The organism is Delftia sp. WSY_22 (genome assembly GCF_043104185.1).
Lineage (GTDB): Bacteria > Pseudomonadota > Gammaproteobacteria > Burkholderiales > Burkholderiaceae_C > Comamonas > Comamonas tsuruhatensis.
Map to the genome: position 1 here is coordinate 1 of NZ_JBICKN010000059.1, position 18,176 is coordinate 18,176.

Annotated in this window: 16 protein-coding genes; 12 read left to right on the forward strand and 4 right to left on the reverse strand. The window is 67.3% G+C overall.

Features of this window, described 5'->3' with window-relative positions; all coding sequences use genetic code 11:
- Positions 1-51 precede the first annotated feature (51 nt).
- The 3 genes from ACF8NF_RS25720 to ACF8NF_RS25730 all read left to right on the forward strand — a co-directional run bounded on the left by ACF8NF_RS25720 (position 52) and on the right by ACF8NF_RS25730 (position 1,796).
- Positions 52-651: a septation protein A gene (locus ACF8NF_RS25720; RefSeq protein WP_017406454.1), complete on the forward strand. Its 600-nt coding sequence runs from the start codon at positions 52-54 to the stop codon at positions 649-651.
- Positions 648-929, forward strand: coding sequence for a BolA family transcriptional regulator (locus ACF8NF_RS25725; protein WP_013802780.1), 282 nt, complete (start codon positions 648-650; stop codon positions 927-929). Before ACF8NF_RS25720 ends, ACF8NF_RS25725 begins: the two co-directional genes overlap by 4 nt.
- An 81-nt stretch (positions 930-1,010) precedes the next feature.
- A complete protein-coding gene (locus ACF8NF_RS25730) occupies positions 1,011-1,796 on the forward strand; it encodes a peptidylprolyl isomerase (RefSeq protein WP_016446742.1) in 786 nt (261 codons plus the stop codon).
- A 186-nt stretch (positions 1,797-1,982) separates the two neighbouring features.
- Here the strand turns inward: ACF8NF_RS25730 and ACF8NF_RS25735 are convergent, their stop codons facing one another.
- Together ACF8NF_RS25735 and ACF8NF_RS25740 are read right to left on the reverse strand one after the other, a co-directional pair.
- On the reverse strand, positions 1,983-4,184 hold the full coding sequence (locus ACF8NF_RS25735) for a TonB-dependent siderophore receptor (RefSeq protein ID WP_209800594.1): 2,202 nt from the start codon (positions 4,182-4,184) through the stop codon (positions 1,983-1,985).
- Positions 4,185-4,309: 125 nt separating this feature from the next.
- Complete coding sequence (locus ACF8NF_RS25740) at positions 4,310-5,098, reverse strand: ankyrin repeat domain-containing protein (RefSeq protein ID WP_209800591.1); 789 nt, start codon at positions 5,096-5,098, stop codon at positions 4,310-4,312.
- 196 nt (positions 5,099-5,294) lie between these two features.
- Between ACF8NF_RS25740 and ACF8NF_RS25745 the strand changes: the two genes are divergently transcribed.
- Positions 5,295-5,771 (forward strand): SH3 domain-containing protein, encoded by a 477-nt coding sequence (locus tag ACF8NF_RS25745; protein WP_154834517.1) that lies wholly within the window; start codon positions 5,295-5,297, stop codon positions 5,769-5,771.
- Between the two features lie 34 nt (positions 5,772-5,805).
- On the opposite strand, the gene thiD is transcribed toward ACF8NF_RS25745, so the two are convergent.
- A complete protein-coding gene (gene thiD, locus ACF8NF_RS25750; protein ID WP_126312205.1) occupies positions 5,806-6,687 on the reverse strand; it encodes a bifunctional hydroxymethylpyrimidine kinase/phosphomethylpyrimidine kinase in 882 nt (293 codons plus the stop codon).
- Positions 6,688-7,041: 354 nt separating this feature from the next.
- Here thiD and ACF8NF_RS25755 point away from each other — a divergent pair, with 354 nt between their 5' ends.
- The 4 genes from ACF8NF_RS25755 (at position 7,042) to thiE (ending at position 10,254) form a co-directional block, all read left to right on the forward strand.
- Positions 7,042-8,160, forward strand: coding sequence for an FAD-dependent oxidoreductase (locus ACF8NF_RS25755; protein ID WP_392451521.1), 1,119 nt, complete (start codon positions 7,042-7,044; stop codon positions 8,158-8,160).
- Positions 8,161-8,279: 119 nt separating this feature from the next.
- A complete protein-coding gene (gene thiS / locus ACF8NF_RS25760) occupies positions 8,280-8,477 on the forward strand; it encodes a sulfur carrier protein ThiS (RefSeq protein ID WP_012205130.1) in 198 nt (65 codons plus the stop codon).
- A gap of 32 nt (positions 8,478-8,509) precedes the next feature.
- Entirely contained in the window at positions 8,510-9,319 is an 810-nt protein-coding gene (locus tag ACF8NF_RS25765) for a thiazole synthase (protein WP_016452920.1), read from the forward strand.
- An 11-nt stretch (positions 9,320-9,330) separates the two neighbouring features.
- A complete protein-coding gene (thiE, locus tag ACF8NF_RS25770) occupies positions 9,331-10,254 on the forward strand; it encodes a thiamine phosphate synthase (RefSeq protein WP_392451522.1) in 924 nt (307 codons plus the stop codon).
- 64 nt (positions 10,255-10,318) lie between these two features.
- Here thiE and ACF8NF_RS25775 read toward each other — a convergent pair whose 3' ends face one another.
- On the reverse strand, positions 10,319-13,000 hold the full coding sequence (locus ACF8NF_RS25775; protein ID WP_227468587.1) for a FimV family protein: 2,682 nt from the start codon (positions 12,998-13,000) through the stop codon (positions 10,319-10,321).
- A 121-nt stretch (positions 13,001-13,121) separates the two neighbouring features.
- On the opposite strand from ACF8NF_RS25775, the gene ACF8NF_RS25780 reads away from it, so the two are divergent.
- The 4 genes from ACF8NF_RS25780 (at position 13,122) to ACF8NF_RS25795 (ending at position 18,143) form a co-directional block, all read left to right on the forward strand.
- Entirely contained in the window at positions 13,122-14,660 is a 1,539-nt protein-coding gene (locus tag ACF8NF_RS25780; RefSeq protein ID WP_046986449.1) for a 3-hydroxyacyl-CoA dehydrogenase, read from the forward strand.
- A 170-nt stretch (positions 14,661-14,830) separates the two neighbouring features.
- Positions 14,831-15,550 carry a Crp/Fnr family transcriptional regulator gene (locus tag ACF8NF_RS25785; protein WP_012205125.1) on the forward strand — a complete coding sequence of 240 codons (720 nt, stop codon included), beginning with the start codon at positions 14,831-14,833 and terminating at the stop codon, positions 15,548-15,550.
- A gap of 153 nt (positions 15,551-15,703) precedes the next feature.
- Positions 15,704-16,789 (forward strand): phosphotransferase, encoded by a 1,086-nt coding sequence (locus ACF8NF_RS25790; RefSeq protein ID WP_046238236.1) that lies wholly within the window; start codon positions 15,704-15,706, stop codon positions 16,787-16,789.
- A gap of 79 nt (positions 16,790-16,868) precedes the next feature.
- The gene (locus ACF8NF_RS25795; RefSeq protein ID WP_016446718.1) at positions 16,869-18,143 is read left to right on the forward strand and encodes an acyl-CoA dehydrogenase family protein; all 1,275 of its coding nucleotides are present in this window, start codon (positions 16,869-16,871) and stop codon (positions 18,141-18,143) included.
- Positions 18,144-18,176: the final 33 nt, after the last annotated feature.

An 18,176-nucleotide genomic window follows, 5' to 3' on the forward strand; every position in this document is an offset into this window, starting at 1 on the left:
TGCCAAGCGCTCAGGCACCATGCCTGACTCCAAGCCCATCGAAATCTTCCAATGAAGTTACTGATCGACTTTTTCCCCATCATCCTGTTCTTCGTCGCCTTCAAGGTCTGGGGCATCTACACGGCCACGGCCGTGGCCATCGTCGCCACCATCGCGCAGATCGCCTACCTGCGCGTGCGCCATGGCAAGGTCGAGCCCATGCAATGGGTCAGCCTGGGCGTGATCGTGCTGTTCGGCGGCGCCACCTTGCTCGCCCACAACGACACCTTCATCAAGTGGAAGCCCACGGTGCTGTACTGGCTCATGGGCGGCGCCCTGGTGATTGGCCAGCTGGTATTTCGCAAGAACCTGCTGCGCTCCGTCATGGGCGCGCAACTGCAACTGCCGGACAACGCCTGGCGCACCATGAACTGGAGCTGGGCAGCCTTCTTCGCGGTGATGGGCGCGCTCAACCTGGTCATCGCCTACCGCTTCGACACCGACACCTGGGTCAACTTCAAGCTGTTCGGCGGCATGGGGCTGATGCTGGTCTTCGTGATCGGACAGGCCATCTACATGAGCCGCTTCATGCAGGAAGACAAGGGCGAGGCAGCCGCCGCCACGCCCGACGCCCTGCCCCCGTCCGGCGTGCAACAGGACAAGCAGCCATGAGCGCACCCGCCCATCCACTGCCCATCACCGCCGAAGCCATGCAGGCCGTGCTGCGCGAGCGCCTCGCCCCCGATCACCTGGAAGTGATCGACGAAAGCCACCAGCACGCCGGCCATGTGGGAGCCAACGGCACCGGCTTCGGCACGCATTTCCGCGTGCGCATTGCGTCACCTTTGTTTCAAGGCAAGCCGCGCGTGGCACGCCACCGCCTTGTGTATGATGCGCTGCAAGAATTCATTGACCAGGGCGCTCACGCCATCGCCATCGAGGTTCTTTGAACTTTTACAGGCTCCGAAGATTCGGAGCCTGTTGCGTATCCACGCTATAGAATCAATTTTTCCTTCATCTCTGGAATTCGCATGAAAAAACAGCTTCTGACCAGCCTGGTGACTGCCGCCGTGCTGAGCACCGCAGCCCTGTCCGCCTCGGCCCAGAACATCGCCGTCGTCAACGGCAAGGCTGTGCCCAAGGCACGCGCCGAAGTGCTCAAGCAGCAGATCGAGCAAAGCGGCCGCCCCGTCACGCCCGAGATGGAAGGGCAGATCAAGGAAGAAGTCATCGCCCGCGAGATCTTCATGCAGGAAGCCAACAAGCGCGGCCTGGCCAACAGCGAAGCCTACAAGCAGCAGATGGAACTGGCCCGCCAGACCATCCTGATCCGCTCGCTGTTCGAAGACTTCCAGAAGAAGAACCCCGTGACCGACGCCGAAGCCAAGGCCGAGTACGACAAGGCCGTCGCTGCCAACAGCGGCAAGGAATACAAGGCCAGCCACATCCTGGTCGAGTCGGAAGACCGCGCCAAGGCCATCATTGCCGAGATCAAGGCCGGCAAGAAGTTCGAAGACATCGCCAAGAAGGAGTCCAAGGACCCCGGATCCGGCGCCCGTGGCGGTGACCTCGACTGGGCCAACCCCGGCAACTACGTGCCCGAGTTCTCCGAAGCCCTGATCAAGCTCGAAAAGGGCGGCATGACCCAGGAGCCGGTCAAGAGCCAGTTCGGCTACCACATCATCCGCCAGGACGACGTGCGCCAGGCCGAACTGCCCAAGTTCGAGGAAGTCAAGCCCCAGATCGTGCAGCAGCTGCAACAGCAAAAGCTGGCGCAATTCCAGGAATCGCTGCGCGAAAAGGCCAAGATCCAGTAAGATGCTTGCGTGTCGGCGGTTTTTGCCGTCGGCCTGACCATCACCAGCCCGCCTTGTGCGGGCTCTTTTTTTGCCCCAGGCAAGGTGGCCGCCAAAGAAAAAAGCTGCCCCTGGGGGCAGCCCGATTCAAGCCTGATTCATCCTGTCCCGGCGTCCACGGCACCGGAAACCAGGCCATCGTGCTTCTCAGAACTGGTAGAGCGCGGTCAATCTGACCGTGCGACCCTCTCCGTACTCCACGGCCGAAGAACGCGACTGCTCGCCCAGGCGCTGGCGCACGCCGGCCACATAGGCCTTGTTGCCGATGTTTTCGAGATTGAGCCTGAGCTTCCATTGCCGGTTGAGTTCATAGCCGACCATGGCGCTGTGCACCCAATAGGCAGAGAGCTTCCCATCGCCTGCCGAGGTGACATTGCGCGTGCCCACGAAGCGCACCCCATAGCCCACCGTCCAGCCTTGGGGCAATGCATAGGTGGTCCACAGGTTCAGCGAATGGCGCGGCGTATTGCCCAGCGCCTGGCCCACACGCGCAGGCTCGTTCAATGACTTGAGGGTCTTACTGGCCATGAAGGTGTAGTTGGCGAAGAGGTCCCATTGCGGAGTCACCTTGCCTGCAGCCCCGAGTTCCAGCCCGCGCACGCGCTGCTCACCTGCCAGCAGATAGCTGCCATCGGCCATCTGCTCTCGGGCATTGGTCTTGTCCACCTGGAACAGCGCGGCTGTCAGCGCCAGCTGGCGGTCCCGCACATCCCACTTGGTTCCCAGCTCCAGGCTGGTGTTCTTCTCGGGCGCCAGCGAGGCCGTGGCCGCATCCAGGCCGGAACCATTGGAGACCAGGAATTCCGCGGAGGGGTTGAAGGCCGTGCCATAGGCTAGGTAGATGCGGCCGTTGTCGGCGGGCTTGAAGCTCAGGGCCGTGCGGCCGCTGAGCCGGCCGTCGGAACTGTCCACCGAGGTGCGCACGCCAGCGGCCGTTGTGGCGTTGGAGCGCCCGTCGATCCAGTCATAGCGCAGGCCCAGGTTCAGATCCCAGCGCGGACCCAGCGCAATGGAGTCGGTGGCATACAGCGCGCGGGTGTCCAGGCGGGTTTCGTTCCTTCCGCTGTTTTGCAGATCCGTGGTGCCCGTCCAGTATCCGGGCGGACGGGCCAGCGGATAGCCGCCGGCCGGGAACTGCCGGTTGATGTTGTAGGAAGAGGTGGTGCGGTCATAGGTCTCGCGTGCGATCTCGAAGCCCGTGACCAGCGTATGCCCCAGCACGCCTGTGTCGAAGCGCTGGGTCAGGTTGGTCTGGTTGATCCACAAGGTGGTGGCCGCATCGCGGCCATAGGCCTGCGGACCTGCGGGCCGGTAGTAGCCAGGCTGCATGCCCCTCAGATCGACATGCGAGGCCGAGATCACGGTATCGCGGCTCAGCCGCGAGTAGCGCGAGAGGTTCTGCAGCTTGGCGCCCGAGGCGAAGTCATGCTCGATCTTCGCGGTCAGGGCATCCTGGCCGATCTTTTCCCGATCAAGGTTGCGCCAGCCGAAATAGGCATTGCGCGAGACGCCATCGAGCATCTTGCCGCGAAAGGCCGGCACGCCATAGTCGGGAAGATTGTCATCGCTCTGATGGAAGAAGCCGAGGGTCAGGCGCGTGGGCGAATTCAGCCCCAGGGCCAGCGAGGGCGCCACGCCCCAGCGCCGCTTGAAGATGGTGTCGCGCCCGGCCACGTCGCTGTCATGGCCCATGAGGTTCAGGCGCATGGCAGCCTTGCCGCCAGCCAGCACCCTGTTGGCGTCGAGCGTGACGCGCCGGTAGCTGGCCGTGCCCAGGCCTGCGTCGGCCTCGGTGAAGTCATGGGCCTTGGGCTGCTTGCTGATCATGTTGATGCTGCCGCCCGAGGTGCCCGCGCCGCCGAAGACCGAGTTGGGTCCCTTGATGACCTCGACGGATTGCGTGTTGAAGAGATCGCTTCGGCTCTTCTGCCCGCTGTCGCGCAGCCCGTCGATCTGCAGGTTGGCGTTGGCGCTGAAGCCGCGGATGTTGATGCTGTCGCCCGAGCCTGCACCGCCCTCGCCCGCATTGAAGGTGATGCCGGATACATTGGACAGCGCCTGCTGCAGGCTCAGGGCGTTTTGCTCCTGCAGCACCTGCCCGGGCACCACGGTGATGGTCTGCGGCACATCCAGCAGCGGCTTGGCGTATTTGGCCGATTCGGATGCCTCGGTGCGCGAGCCGGTGGAGCGCTGCCCGGAGACGGTCAAGGGCGCCAACTGCACCTGACGCTCATCGGCAGTGGCGTCCTGCGCATAAGCGGGCGTGACCAGCGCCGCAGCGAACACCGAAAAAAGGCACGACTGGGGGCCGGAGACGAAGGGTCGAGATAGCAAATGTGCTGTGCGCATGGCAAAGATCCACGTTGAAAATGAGAATCATTTGCAACGCAGCCTTTCCAAAGCAATCAGACCCGTCTGAATCTGGCGCATCACCCCTGGTTTCAGGCGTTTTCACTTGTTTTCACTTGCGCCGATCAGCGCGCTCCAGCCTCCTGCAGCAGGCGCTCCACCTCATGCTGGCTGCGCTGTCGGGCGTGGACGACGGCGGTCACGCCATCCTTGTCGGGCAGATTGAGATCGGCCCTGGCCGCGATCAGCTGGCGGACGATGTCCTGGTAGCGCGGGCCTCCGTCGCCCAGCAAAACGGCTTCGAGCAGGCAGGTCCAGCCCAGCCGGTTCACATGGTCGGCCCGTACACCTGCGGCCAGCAGGGCCTGCACGGTATCGACGTGGCCGCGCTCGCAGGCCGGGATCAGCGCCGTGCCGCCGTAGCGGTTGGTGCTTTGCAGATCGGCGCCGTACGACAGCGTCATGCGCAGTATCTCCAGGCGGCCCAGGGCACCGGCCAGCAGATAGGCACTGTCCTGCAGGTCATTCTTGAGATTGGGGTTGGCCCCATGGACCAGCAGCGAGCGCGCGACCTCGACATGGTTGCCGCGCACGGCCAGCAGCAGCGGCGTATTGCCCTGCCGGTCACGCACATCGACAGGTGCGCCGCGCTTGAGCCAGTCGCGTACCTGCAGCGCCTCGCCGGCCTGGGCGGCCGCCAGCAGCGCGGGGCCGAATTCCGGGCGATTCACCGCACCCTCCTGCGCCCTGGCCGCATCGCGGCCCTCGGCGGCTGTGGCCACAGCCTGCGCCTCCTGCGCCTCCTGCGCCTGCGTCTCTGGTCCCTGCGCATCCGCCAGTCCCGCGGCAAGACAGGCCGTCAGGATTGCAGCGTGCCGGACATGGGCGCCGGATCGGGAAACAGCATGGTGCATACAAGCCCTCCTGGAAAACACGGTTGTGCGGCAAGCGTAAGGCAAGCTTGCCCGGTTGCGCATGAAGCCGGGGCGTCGCACGTCAGTTTCATTCAGGAACTATAGCTACATCGCCTGATCCCACGCGCTTTCCCCGGGCTCGCGCCGGAAAGTCTCCGCGCGCCAGCCTTTCTCAAACGAAAGGAGACCTGTTCCCGTGTCTTGCAACAAAAGCCGTGCCGCCCGCTGGCTGGCCACAGCCGCCACCGCCCTCGCCGTCCTCACCACCACCCTGGCCCCGGCCGCCGCCCATGCGCGCGAGTTCGTCAGCGTCAAGGGCGCCAGCGTCAATGTGCGGCAGCAGCCCACCACGCGCTCGGCCACGCTGTGGGAACTGGGCAAGGGCTATCCGCTGCAGGTGGTGCAGCGCAAGGGCCAGTGGCTGCGCGTCAGGGACAACGAGAGCACGCTGGGCTGGGTGCATGCGCCGCTGACCGGCAAGACCCCGCACATGGTGGTGACCGGGCGCACCGCCAATCTGCGCGCAGGCCCGGGCCAGAAACACCGCGTGGTGGGCAAGCTGGCTGAGCTGGAGGTGGTGCGCACGCTCAAGAAGCAGGGCTCCTGGGCCCATGTCCAGCGCGACAACGGCCAAAAGGGCTGGGTGGCGCGCAGCCTGACCTGGGGCTGGTGACCTGGGCTGATTACCTGGACGTCTGGCTGGACGTTCAGCCGTTGACCACGACCTGCGCGCGCGGCGCATAGCCGTGGTTCAGCGGACCGTGGCCGGCGCCCGTGAACACATCGGCACCGGCCGCAATCGCGCCCAGGATGTACTCGCGCGCCTGGGCCACGGCCGTCTCCAGCGGCAGGCCCAGCGCCAGGTGCGAGGCAATCGCCGAAGACAGCGTGCAGCCCGTGCCGTGTCCGTTGTGCGTGGCAATGCGCTGCGACTGCAGGCGCAGCCGCTGGCCGTTGCCATGGCCCAGCAGGTCCACCACCAGATCGCCCGACAAGTGCCCGCCCTTGAGCAATGCGGCCGGCGCGCCCAGCGCCAGCAGTTCCTGCACGGCGCCGTCCAGTGCGTCTATGCCGTCAATGGAGTGGCCCAGCAGCAGCGCTGCCTCGTCCAGATTGGGCGTGACCACGGTGGCCAGGGGGAACAGTTCGCGCACCAGCACGGAGGCGGTTTCCGGGGCGATCAGCCGGTCGCCGCTGGTGGCCACCATCACGGGGTCGAGCACCACGTTGCGCAGCTGGTGGCGGCGGATGGCATCGGCCACCACCTGCACCACCTCGGGCGTGGCCAGCATGCCGATCTTGACGGCGTCGGCGCCGATGTCCTCGACCACGGCATCGATCTGGCCGCGCAGTATGTCCACGGGAATGCCGTGGATGCCGCTGACGCCCAGCGTGTTCTGCACGGTGATGGCCGTGATGGCCGTCATGCCGTAGCAGCCCAGGGCGCTGCAGGTCTTGAGGTCGGCCTGTATGCCGGCGCCGCCGCCGCTGTCGGAGCCCGCGATGATGAGCACGCGGGCATAGCGCTTGCGCGCGGCGGGAGCCGGTTCGGGGGATGCGGCGGTCGAAGGGGAGTGGTCGGCAGTCATGGGCGAAAATTATCACCCATGCGCATGGTCAATACCGGCAGCTGCGGGATGTGCTGTAATGCCTGCTGACGGACGAAACAGGGGTGTCCCGTCGGTGAAACAGGGCCTGGCCCGCCTCGCCGATGCGTGACTGAGAAACACCCTGGGGCCCCGGGGCGACCAGCCCCCTGCCGCACAAGCCTGCACCACAGGCACCTTGCCGCGCAGCGCCCCTGCACCCGATCCAGGTCATGCTGGCGTGGGGAGTTTCAATCAATCGGGGTGGTACGCCGCGTTTTGTCCAGCACATGCCCTGTGCGCGGACAGCCGGCCGGCAGTCCCACGGGCATGGGCGCACTTGACCACCAGATGCACATGTCCGTTCTACAAGCTTCTTCCCGCATCGCCATTCTGGGCGGCGGCCTCATGGGCCGGCTGCTGGCATTGGCGCTGGCCCGTCGCGGCCACGGCATTGCCGTATATGACGCCCACGGCCCCGAAGGCGATGGCGCAGCGGCCCGCGTGGCCGCCGCCATGCTCGCGCCCCTGGCCGAATCGGCCATCACCGAGCCCGGCGTGGTGCGCATGGGCCAGCACGGCCTGACGCGCTGGCCCGAACTGCTGGCCCAGCTCGATGCGCCCGTGTTCTTCCAGCAAAACGGCACCCTCATCCTCTGGCACCGCCAGGACGCGGGCGATGCCCAGCGCTTTTTCGGCCTGCTGGAGAAAAACCGCCGCATCAACCCCAGCCTTCCCGCGCTGCAGCCGCTGGCCGACCAGGCCCTGCACGACTGCGAGCCCGCGCTTGAGCGGCGCTTTGCCCAGGCCATGTACCTGCAGGGCGAAGGCCAGCTGGACAACCGCCAGCTGCTGGCCGCGCTCCACGCCACGCTGACCCGCCTGGGCGTGGAGCAGCACTGGAACCAGCCGCGCGAGCTGGCCGACTTCCGTCCCGGCACGCCGGGCCAGCCCGACTGGGTGCTGGACTGCCGGGGCCTGGGCGCACGCGGCCAGTGGCCTGCGCTGCGCGGCGTGCGCGGCGAGGTGGTGCGCATCCATGCGCCCGAGGTCACGCTGCAGCGGCCCACGCGCCTGATCCATCCGCGCTATCCGATCTACATTGCGCCCAAGGAGGACCACCTCTTCGTCATCGGCGCTACCGAGATCGAATCCGACGACATGTCGCCGGCCAGCGTGCGCTCCACGCTGGAGCTGCTGAGCGCCGCCTACACCGTGCATCCGGGTTTTGCCGAGGGCCGCATCGTCGAGATCGCCACCCAGTGCCGCCCCACCCTGCCCGACAATCTGCCGGCCGTGCGCTGGAGCGCGCCGCGCGTGATGGAGGTCAACGGCCTGTACCGCCATGGCTTCATGATCGCGCCGGCCATGCTGGACGTGGTGCTGGAGCTGCTCGACGGCGGTGATTCCGAACTGGCCCGCCGCTTCGATGTTGCCGTCGAGCATGCGCCATCGCAGCACAAGGCAGCCGCCTGAACGGCACGCACGGCACTTTCACGCACAACAGACCGGACATGCATGCAGGGCCGACAAGACCGGCCCTGCCTAAGATCGAACAAGCCCCCGTACCCGCCTTTCGTTTCCCCTCAGCCGCCATGAACATCACCATCAACCAGCAAGCGACCGAACTGAGCGACGGAGCCACCGTGGCCGACGCGCTGGCCCAGCTTGCGCCGCGCCCGCCCTTTGCCGTGGCCATCAACACCGTCTTCGTGCCCAAGGCCCGCTATGCCGAGCAGGCACTGAACGACGGCGACCGCCTCGAAGTGATCTCGCCGGTGACCGGCGGCTGATGCCCCATCCGACTCTCCCATTGCCTCACGCCATGACGACTTCCGCCCCTTCCTCCGACGACAGCCTGGTCCTGTACGGCCAGCGCTTTGACAGCCGCCTGCTGCTGGGCACCTCCCGCTACCCCTCGCCCGCCGTGCTGGAAGCTGCCGTGCAGCGTGCCCGCCCCGCCATGGTCACGGCCTCGCTGCGCCGCCAGGGCAGCAATGCCGCCGAGACCGGTGCCAGCTTCTGGGAATTGCTCAAGAAGCTGGCCGTGCCCGTGCTGCCCAACACGGCCGGCTGCATGACCGTGCAGGAAGCCGTGACCACGGCCCAGATGGCACGCGAAGTCTTCGAGACCCCCTGGATCAAGCTGGAGCTGATCGGCGACGACTACACCCTGCAGCCCGACACGCTGAACCTGGTCGAGGCCGCCTCCATCCTCATCAAGGACGGCTTCCAGGTCCTGCCCTACACCACCGAGGACCTGGTGCTGTGCCAGCGCCTGGTGGATGTGGGCTGCCAGGCCGTCATGCCCTGGGCGGCGCCCATCGGCACGGGCCGCGGCCCCGTCAACCCCTATGCCATGCAGACGCTGCGCGAACGCCTGAAGGTGCCGCTGATCGTGGATGCGGGCCTGGGCCGCCCGTCCCATGCCTGCCAGGTCATGGAGTGGGGCTATGACGCCGTGCTGCTGAACACGGCCGTGGCCCTGTCCGAAGATCCCGTCGCCATGGCCGGCGCCTTTGCCGATGCCGTGAATGCCGGCCACGCCGCCCATCGCGCCGGCGCCATGGCCGAGCAATCTGCCGCCCAGCCCAGCACGCCCGTGCTGGGCACGCCGTTCTGGCACCACGGCTGAGGAGACCGGCCATGAGCAACGACTCGATCCAATCCTGGGCAGACGCCATCGTGCGCCTGCACGGCGCCACCTTCGCCCCTGAAGGCTCCGCCCTGCCCTCCCAGCCCGTGCCGCAGGCACAGCGCCAGGAGCCGGCCTATCTTGCGGCGCTGCAGGCCTGCAGCGCCCTGGGCTTCATCGCCATCGACGCCGAGACGCTGGCCTGCGCCTGGCAGGCGCAGACGCTGCGCAGGGGCCGCTTCGAGGCCACGCTATGGCCCGACGATCCGCGCGACTTCGGCCTGGAGGGCGCCGATCCCGCACTGGCCTTCCCGGACTGCCCAAGGTCCCTGGGCCTGTACGGCGTGCTGCCCGATGCGCAATGGGTGGGCCGCATGGCCCGCGCCGGTGTGCCCACCGTGCAATTGCGCTTCAAGTCCGAGGACCGCGACGCCATCGCCCGCGAAGTGCGCGCCGCCGTGGCCGCCGTGGAAGGCACGGGCGCCCTGCTCTTCATCAACGACCACTGGCGCGAGGCCATCGATGCCGGCGCCTATGGCGTGCATGTGGGCCAGGAAGACCTGGATGCGCTGGCCGGCGCCGACCTGCAGGCCATCCACGCCTCGGGCCTGCGCCTGGGCGTGAGCACGCATGGCTATGCCGAAATGGTGCGCGCCCATGCCGTGCAGCCCAGCTACATCGCGCTGGGCGCCGTCTTTCCCACCACGCTCAAGAAGATGGCCACGGCTCCGCAGGGCCTGGCGCGCCTGGGCGCCTATGTGCGCCTGATGCAGCGCTATCCGCTGGTGGCCATCGGCGGCATCTCGGCCGACCAGTTCCCGGCCGTGCGCGCCACGGGCGTGGGCTCGGTGGCCGTGGTGCGGGCACTGGTCAATGCCGAGGACCCGGAAGCGGCGGCGCAGCAGTTGCTTGCCAGCATGCAGGCTGCGAACTGAGCCTTTGCGGGACCACACATCAAAAAAGGGAGCATCTGCTCCCTTTCTTGCATGTGCACCTGGCTCAGTCCTTGGACGGCTCCTTGCCGTCACCCTGCGGCGACGGAGCCTGTGGCGTGGTCCGAAAGGCCGGGTCGGTCTCGCGCGACAGCAGCATGTCCACCGAGCGGCTCAAGGGCTCGTCCAGGCCGCGGTGATCGCGAAGGGTTTCGGGCGGTTGCAGTTCCCAGTTCTCCAGCGCCAGATCCATGCTCAGCGGCGCCTTGAGATTGTGCTCGCTGAAGCCCACGGGGCCTGAGCCGGGCGCCGACAGCACCACGGGCGGAAAGCGCGAAGGCACGTCCACCGTGGGCAGTTCATCCTCGCCCAGCGCGGTGAGGTCTATGTCCAGCAGCGGTGCCGCCGCATCGTGGATGAAGGACGGCGTCTCGCTCAGCGGAACGGCACGCACCTGGCCGGCAGGCAGCTGGCCTGCCTGATCCAGGTCGAAGTCCAGCGGCTGCATTTCAAACTGCAGCGGCGCGGACAGGGAGTCCGGCGCGCGGCTGTCGGCAGCCTTCTCACCGGCTGTACCGGAGACCGTGGACAGCGCCTGCGTGTCCATGGGCGTGAACTCCAGGCCCGGATCCTGCGGCGACAGGGAAGAGGCAGCCTGCTGCGGTGCGGCCTCTACCGGAGACGGTTGCAGCTCGGCCATCCAATCCACATCCATGAAGGCGGCAGCGGCGGCCGGTGCGGGAGCGGGTTCCGCGGCCGATGCGAGGACGGCTGCGCCGGCCGTGGCTGCGCCGGCTGCGGCCGTGCCCGCCACCATGCGCGGCGTGGTGCGCTCGCGCGGGCCGGGCTCGCCGCGCGTTCCGGCGGGCGAGGTGCGCGCGATGGACAGCAGCAGCAGCAGGTCATCGAAAGCGGCCAGGTCGAAGGGGGCTGGCGCATCGGGGTCGGGTGCACCGTCCTGCTTGAACAGGTAGTGCGCCAGGCAGTCCTCGACCTCGTCCACAGGCCACAGCGCCTCGATGCGTGCCAGCTGCTCGGGATAGCCCTGCAGCAGGCTGCTGCCCTTGTCGGTGAAGCCCGGCATGGCCGGCACGCGGGCGTTGAAATGCTTGGCAAAGCGGGCGCGCAGCTGGTCGAAGTCGTCTCGGCGGCTCAGCGTGTAGTACAGGTGCAGCAGCTCCAGATAGGCCAGCGGCGAGGAATCCTCATGCGTGGCGATGTGCGAGCGCAGCAGCTCGATGGCCTGCTGGTGCTCGCCCACCGAGATGAAGAATTCCGCCTGCTGCTGCACGTCGAACATTTCGCCGGGCTGCACCATGCGCCGGGCCTTGATGGCCTCGGGCGCAGGCGAGCGCGCTGCGGTCTTCTCGCCCTCCGGCTCGGGCAGCTCGGCCTGCACGGACACAGGCACGGGAATGGTGGCCGGGCCGAAATCGCCGGGGTCCACGTCCTCATGCAGCTCGTACGTCACGCCAGGGCGCATCTGCGCGCCGCGCTGCACATAGGGCGAGGCCAGGGTATCCGGGCCACGGCGATCATCCGGCGACGGCGCAGGCCGGTGTTCACGCAGGCTGGGTGCCATGGGCCGCGTGGGCCGATGGGGGTCCAGGGAATGCGGCAGGGTGTTGATCCCGTCATCGTGCGAATGCGGCGGGCTCGACGGCACGGGGTCCTGCGACGAACGCTCCACCGATTCCCGCCAGGCATCCGGCTCGCGCGAGAACAGCGAGGCGCCCGAGCGCATTTTCCAGGCCATCCATGCGATCACGGCCACGGCGGCGATCAGCGCCAGCAGCAGCGCATTGAACAGCCACGACGAGCCGCCCGACTCCTGGCGCATGGCCTCCAGTTCGGCCCGTAGCTGGGCCAGTTGCCCACGGTCGGCGGTGTCGCGCTTCTTGAAGGCCGCCATTTCGGCCTCCAGCGCCTGCACGCGCTTGTTGGCCTCGGCCAGCTGCTCGCTGCCCGCATCGAACATGGGAGCCGCAGATGCGGCGGCGCCCTCGGGTGTCCCGGGTGTTCCGGCTGCGCCAGCGGCGCCCGGGGTGCCGCCCGTGCCCAGCCATTCCTCCACCGGCTCCATGCGCAGGCGCGGTTCTATGCGCAGGCCCGCCTGCAACTGCCCGGCCTGGGCCTGGGCGGTCACGCCCACGGGCGGCCTCGATTTCTCGGCCGCCGCCTTGGGTTTGGCCTGGGGCCTTGGCTGTGTCTTTGGCTTGGACTGGGGTTTCGGTTCCTTGGCAACGGGCACCGCTGCGGGCCTGGAATCGGCCCGGGCGCTGCGGCCAGCGGCCGGGCGGGAGGAAGTCGAAGATGGGTCGGAAGCGGCACCCGCTGCACCTGCAGCACCTGCAGCACCTGGTGCACCGGCACCCGCGGCCGCCAGCGCCGGCTGGGCTGCCGCCAGCTCCCGCACATTGATGGGCTGATTGCCCGTGGCATCCACCGACTCGGGCAGCTGCGCCAGCAGCGTATAGCTGCGGCTGATGCCGCCGCCTTCGCAGCCGGCCCAGAGCTTGAGCGTCACCACGGGCTCGTCCACCGTGTAGCTGGCCTGCACACGAACGGCCTTGCCCGATGTGGTCGGGCTGACGCGCACACGCGAGGATTCGATGGGCCTGTCACCGGCCAGCAGCTCGGCGCGCACGCAGGAGCTGCCGGCGTCATTTCCGCTATCGGGCTGCAAGCCCACCACCAGGTCGAACGGAGCGCCCAGCACCACGTTGCCCCGGGGACTGCCCAACGACAATGCGGACGCGTTCCAGGCCATGGAGGACAGGGCGACGCCGAGAATGGTGCTACAAATTCTCACATCAGCCTTTCTTTGAACGCTTGCATTTTTGCATAGACACCTGTAGGACACCTCCTCTATGTACATGATCCAAAACAACATTTCTCCTATCAGGAACGTCGGATTGATAGGCGCAGGCATCATGGGGCAAGGCATTGCCCAGCTGGCCGCCCAGGCAGGCGCCGGCGTGCTGCTGCAGGACGCTCGCCCGGGCGCTGCCGCGCAAGCGCAGCAACAGCTGTTTGCGCTGTGGGACCTGCTTGAGAAGAAACAAAAAATAACAAGTGAGCAGGCCGCAGATTGCAAGGCCCGGGTGACGGTGGCGGACGGTCTCGATGCGTTCAGGAACTGCGACCTGGTGATCGAGGCCATCGTCGAGCGCATGGATGCCAAGCAGGCGCTGCTGCGCGAGCTGGAGGCCATCGTTGCGCCCGGGACCCTCATCGCCAGCAATACCTCGGCCCTGTCCATCACCACGCTGGCCACGGCGCTCGAGCACCCGCAGCGCTTTGCCGGCTTTCACTTCTTCAACCCGGCGCCGCTGATGAAGGTGGTGGAGATCGTGCGCGGCCTGGCCACGGACGAGGCCACCTGCGCCACGCTGGCGCAGTTCGCGCGCAGCTTCGGCCACACGCCCGTGCGCGCGCAGGACACGCCGGGTTTCCTGGTCAACCACCTGGGCCGCGGCTATGTGACCGAGGCGCTGCGCATCGTGCAGGAAGGCATTGCCGACTTCGCCACCATCGACCGCATCCTGCGCGAGCAGGTGGGCTTCAAGCTCGGCCCGTTCGAGCTGATGGATCTCACCGGCCTGGATGTCACCCATGCCGTGATGGAGCACATCTACCACCAGTACTACCAGGAGCCGCGCTACCGCCCCAGCCCCATTGCCGCGCAGCGCGTGGCGGCCGGCCTGCTGGGGCGCAAGACCGGCCAGGGCTTTTACCGCTATGCCGAAGGCCGCGCCGAGCAGCCTGCCGAGCCTGCCGTGCCGCAGGTGCAGACGCTGCCACCGGTCTGGGTGTCGGCACGCGCGGCCCGGCGCAACGAGATCTACCAATTGCTCAAGAGCCTGGGCGCGCGCATTGAAACCGCGCAGGCACCGACCGAGCAGGCCTTGATCCTGGTGGCGCCGCTGGGCCTGGACGTGACCACGGTGGCTGCCGTGGAGCGGCTGGACTGCACGCGCACCATGGGCATCGACATGCTGATCGCCGACGCCGACACGCGCCGCCGCGTGCTGGCAACCACGCCGGCCACGCGCACCGACATGCGCGATGCCGCCCATGCGCTTTTTGCCAGCGACGGCAAGGCCGTGAGCGTGATCCGCGACAGCGGCGGCTTCGTCACGCAGCGCGTGGTGGGCTCCATCGTCAACATCGCCAGCGACATCTGCCAGCAGGGCATCGGCAGCCCGGCCGACCTGGAAAAGGCCGTGACCCTGGGCCTGGGCTATCCCATGGGCCCGCTGGCCATGGGCGACCGCTGGGGGCCCACCAACATGCTGGAGGTCCTGTTCAACCTGCAGACCGTCTACGGCGATCCGCGCTACCGCCCCAGCCCCTGGCTGCGCCGCCGTGGCGCGCTGGGGCTGAGCCTCACGCACGAGGAGCCATAAGCCCTGCAAAGCCGGCGACCCGACGCACGACGGGTCGCCTTTTTTTCGCCGCCCTGCCCCGTTTTCGGCAGGCCCAGACACCGAAGTGACAGGCCCGCCGGCGGCATGCTGCGCCGCGGCGGTCCCACACGCGACAATGTGACCGTCATCAGTCACGCAAAAGACAGGCCATGGACGACCCGATTCTTACCATCGAAGAACGTGAAGCGATCAATTCCGGTCGCTGGTTTTCATCACTTTCTCCATCGCTTCGGCACGACATTCTTCGATGCGCTTACGTCAAACGGTTCAAAGATGGCACGCTCATCTGCGCACGCGGAGAACCGCCCGAGGAATGGATCGCCTGCGCCCGGGGTGCGGTGCGCGTGAGCTCGACCTCGATCACGGGCAAGCAGATCACGCTGGACTACGTGGAGCCGGGCATCTGGTTCGGCGACGTGGCCATCCTGGACGGGGACAAGCGCACGCACGATGCCTATGCGCACGGCGAGACCACGCTGCTGTGCGTGTCCAAGACCGACTTCAAGAAAATCCTGTCCATGCATGTGGAGTTCTCGGAAGCCATGCTGCGCCTGCATGCGCGGCGCATCCGCCAGCTCTACGGCCTGGTCGAGGACCTCAACACCCTGCCGCTGCGCGCGCGCCTGGCCAAGCAGCTGCTGCACCTGGTGCGCAGCTATGGCGTGACCAGCCTGTCGGATGGCAGCGAGATCCGCATCGGCCTGCACCTGGCGCAGGAGGAACTGGCGCAGTTGCTGGGCGCCTCGCGCCAGCGCGTGAACCAGGAACTCAAGGCCATGGAGCGCGAGAACGCCATCCGCATCGAGCCGGGCGGCCTGGTGGTCTGCGACCGCGACACGCTGCTGCGCATCGCCGCGCCCGACGCCTGAACCTGCGCGGCCCGCACCGCGCCGCGCACACACACAGCCTTTTCCTTCACCGACCGGACGTTCGCGCCGGCCGGTGCCTTGCCGCGCCCGTGCTGCGCGGCTGTTCCCGTTTGTTGAACCGATTCTCGAACCGATCACAGGACTGACTGCCCCATGAGCACTTTCGACCATTTCGTAGGCACACGCGCCGTCTCCGACCAGCACGCATTCGACGTGCCCGCGCTCACCGCCTGGATGCAGGGCCATGTGCAGGGCTTTGCCGGCCCGCTGCAGGTGGAGATGTTCAAGGGCGGCCAGTCCAACCCCACCTACAAGCTGATCACCCCGGGTCGCAGCTACGTGATGCGCTCCAAGCCCGGCCCCGTGGCCAAGCTGCTGCCCTCGGCCCATGCCATCGAGCGCGAGTTCCGCGTGATGAAGGGCCTGGCCGGCACCGACGTGCCCGTGCCCCACATGTATGCGCTGTGCGAGGACGAGTCCATCATCGGCCGCGCCTTCTACATCATGGAGTGCATGGAAGGCCGCGTGCTCTGGGACCAGTCCCTGCCCGGCATGGAGCCGGCCCAGCGCGCCACCATCTACGACGAGATGAACCGCGTGATCTCGGCCCTGCACACCGTGGACTTCGCTGCCCAGGGCCTGGCCGACTACGGCAAGAGCGGCAACTACTTCGAGCGCCAGATCGGCCGCTGGAGCAAGCAGTACGTGGCCTCGGTCACCCAGCCCATCCCCGAGATGGACCAGCTCATGCAGTGGCTGCCCGCCCACATGCCGGCCAGCGCGCTGGATGCCTCGCGCGTGTCCATCGTGCACGGCGACTTCCGCCTGGACAACCTGATGTTCCACCCCACCGAGCCGCGCGTCATCGCCGTGCTGGACTGGGAGCTGTCCACCCTGGGCCACCCGCTGGCCGACTTCAGCTACCACTGCATGAGCTGGCACATCCCGGCCACGCTGGGCCGGGGCATCGCAGGCAAGGACCTGGCGGCCCTGGGCATTCCCGGCGAAGAGGAATACATCCGCCGCTACTGCGAGCGCACGGGCCTCAAGGACGTGGACACGCTGCGCGCCGACTGGAACTTCTACATGGCCTACAACATGTTCCGCATCGCGGCCATCCTGCAGGGCATCGCCAAGCGCGTGGAGGCCGGCACGGCCTCCAGCGCCCAGGCCAAGGCCTCCGGCGACACCGCCCGGCCCATGGCCGAGCTGGCCTGGTCCTTCGCCCAGCGCAGCTGAGCCATCCAGACCAGCCCCCAACACTCACCGATCACCCCGTTTCCACCACAAGCGACAAGCCAAGAGAAGGAGCGCATCCATGGACTTTGAATATTCGCCCAAGACCAAGGACCTGCAGGAACGCCTGCTGAAGTTCATGGACGAGCACATCTATCCCGGCGAAAAGGACTATGCCGCCGAGATGGAAGCCAACACCGCCGCAGGCAAGCGCTGGACGCCGCTGCAGACCATCGAGAAGCTCAAGGTCAAGGCCCGGGAGCAAGGCCTGTGGAACCTGTTCCTGCCCGTGGACAGCGCCGAGGCCGCAGGCTACAAGGGCGGCGGCCTGACCAACCAGGAATACGCGCCGCTGGCCGAGATCATGGGCCGCGTGCCATGGTCCAGCGAGGTGTTCAACTGCTCTGCGCCCGACACCGGCAACATGGAGACCATTGCGCGCTACGGCAGCACCGAACTCAAGGAGCGCTGGCTCAAGCCGCTGCTGGACGGCAAGATCCGCTCGGCCTTCGCCATGACCGAGCCCGAGGTGGCCTCCTCCGACGCCACCAACATCTGCACCCGCATCGAGCGCCAGGGCGACGAGTACGTGATCAACGGCCACAAGTGGTGGATCTCGGGTGCCGGCGATCCGCGCTGCCAGGTCTTCATCACCATGGGCAAGACCGACCCCGATGCGCCCAAGCACTCGCAGCAGAGCATGATCATCGTGCCCGGCGACGCGCCCGGCATCCGCATCGTGCGCCCGCTCAACGTCATGGGCTATGACGACGCGCCGCACGGCCACATGGAGATGTACTTCGAGAACGTGCGCGTGCCCGTGGGCAACATCCTGCTGGGCGAGGGCCGTGGCTTCGAGATCGCCCAGGGCCGCCTTGGCCCCGGCCGCATCCACCACTGCATGCGCCTGATCGGCCTGGCCGAGCGCGCGCTGGAGCTGATGTGCAAGCGCGCCAGCTCGCGCATCGCCTTCGGCAAGAGCGTGGCCCAGCAGACCGTGACGCAGGAGCGCATCGCCGAGGCACGCTGCCGCATCGACATGGCGCGCCTGCTCACGCTCAAGGCCGCCTGGCTGATGGACATTGCCGGCAACAAGGTGGCGCGCAGCGAGATCGCCATGATCAAGGTGGTGGCCCCCAGCATGGCCTGCCAGGTCATCGACTGGGCCATGCAGGTGCACGGCGGCGGCGGCATGAGCGACGACTTCCCGCTGGCCAGCGCCTACGCCCACGCGCGCACGCTGCGCTTTGCCGACGGCCCGGACGAGGTGCACCGCAACGCCATCGCCAAGTGGGAGCTGGGCAAGTACGGCGCCTACGGCAAGGATGCCGGCGTGCCCATCACGCGCGGCAGCTGAGCAGGCTTCAAGCCTGAGGCCTCAGGCCGCACA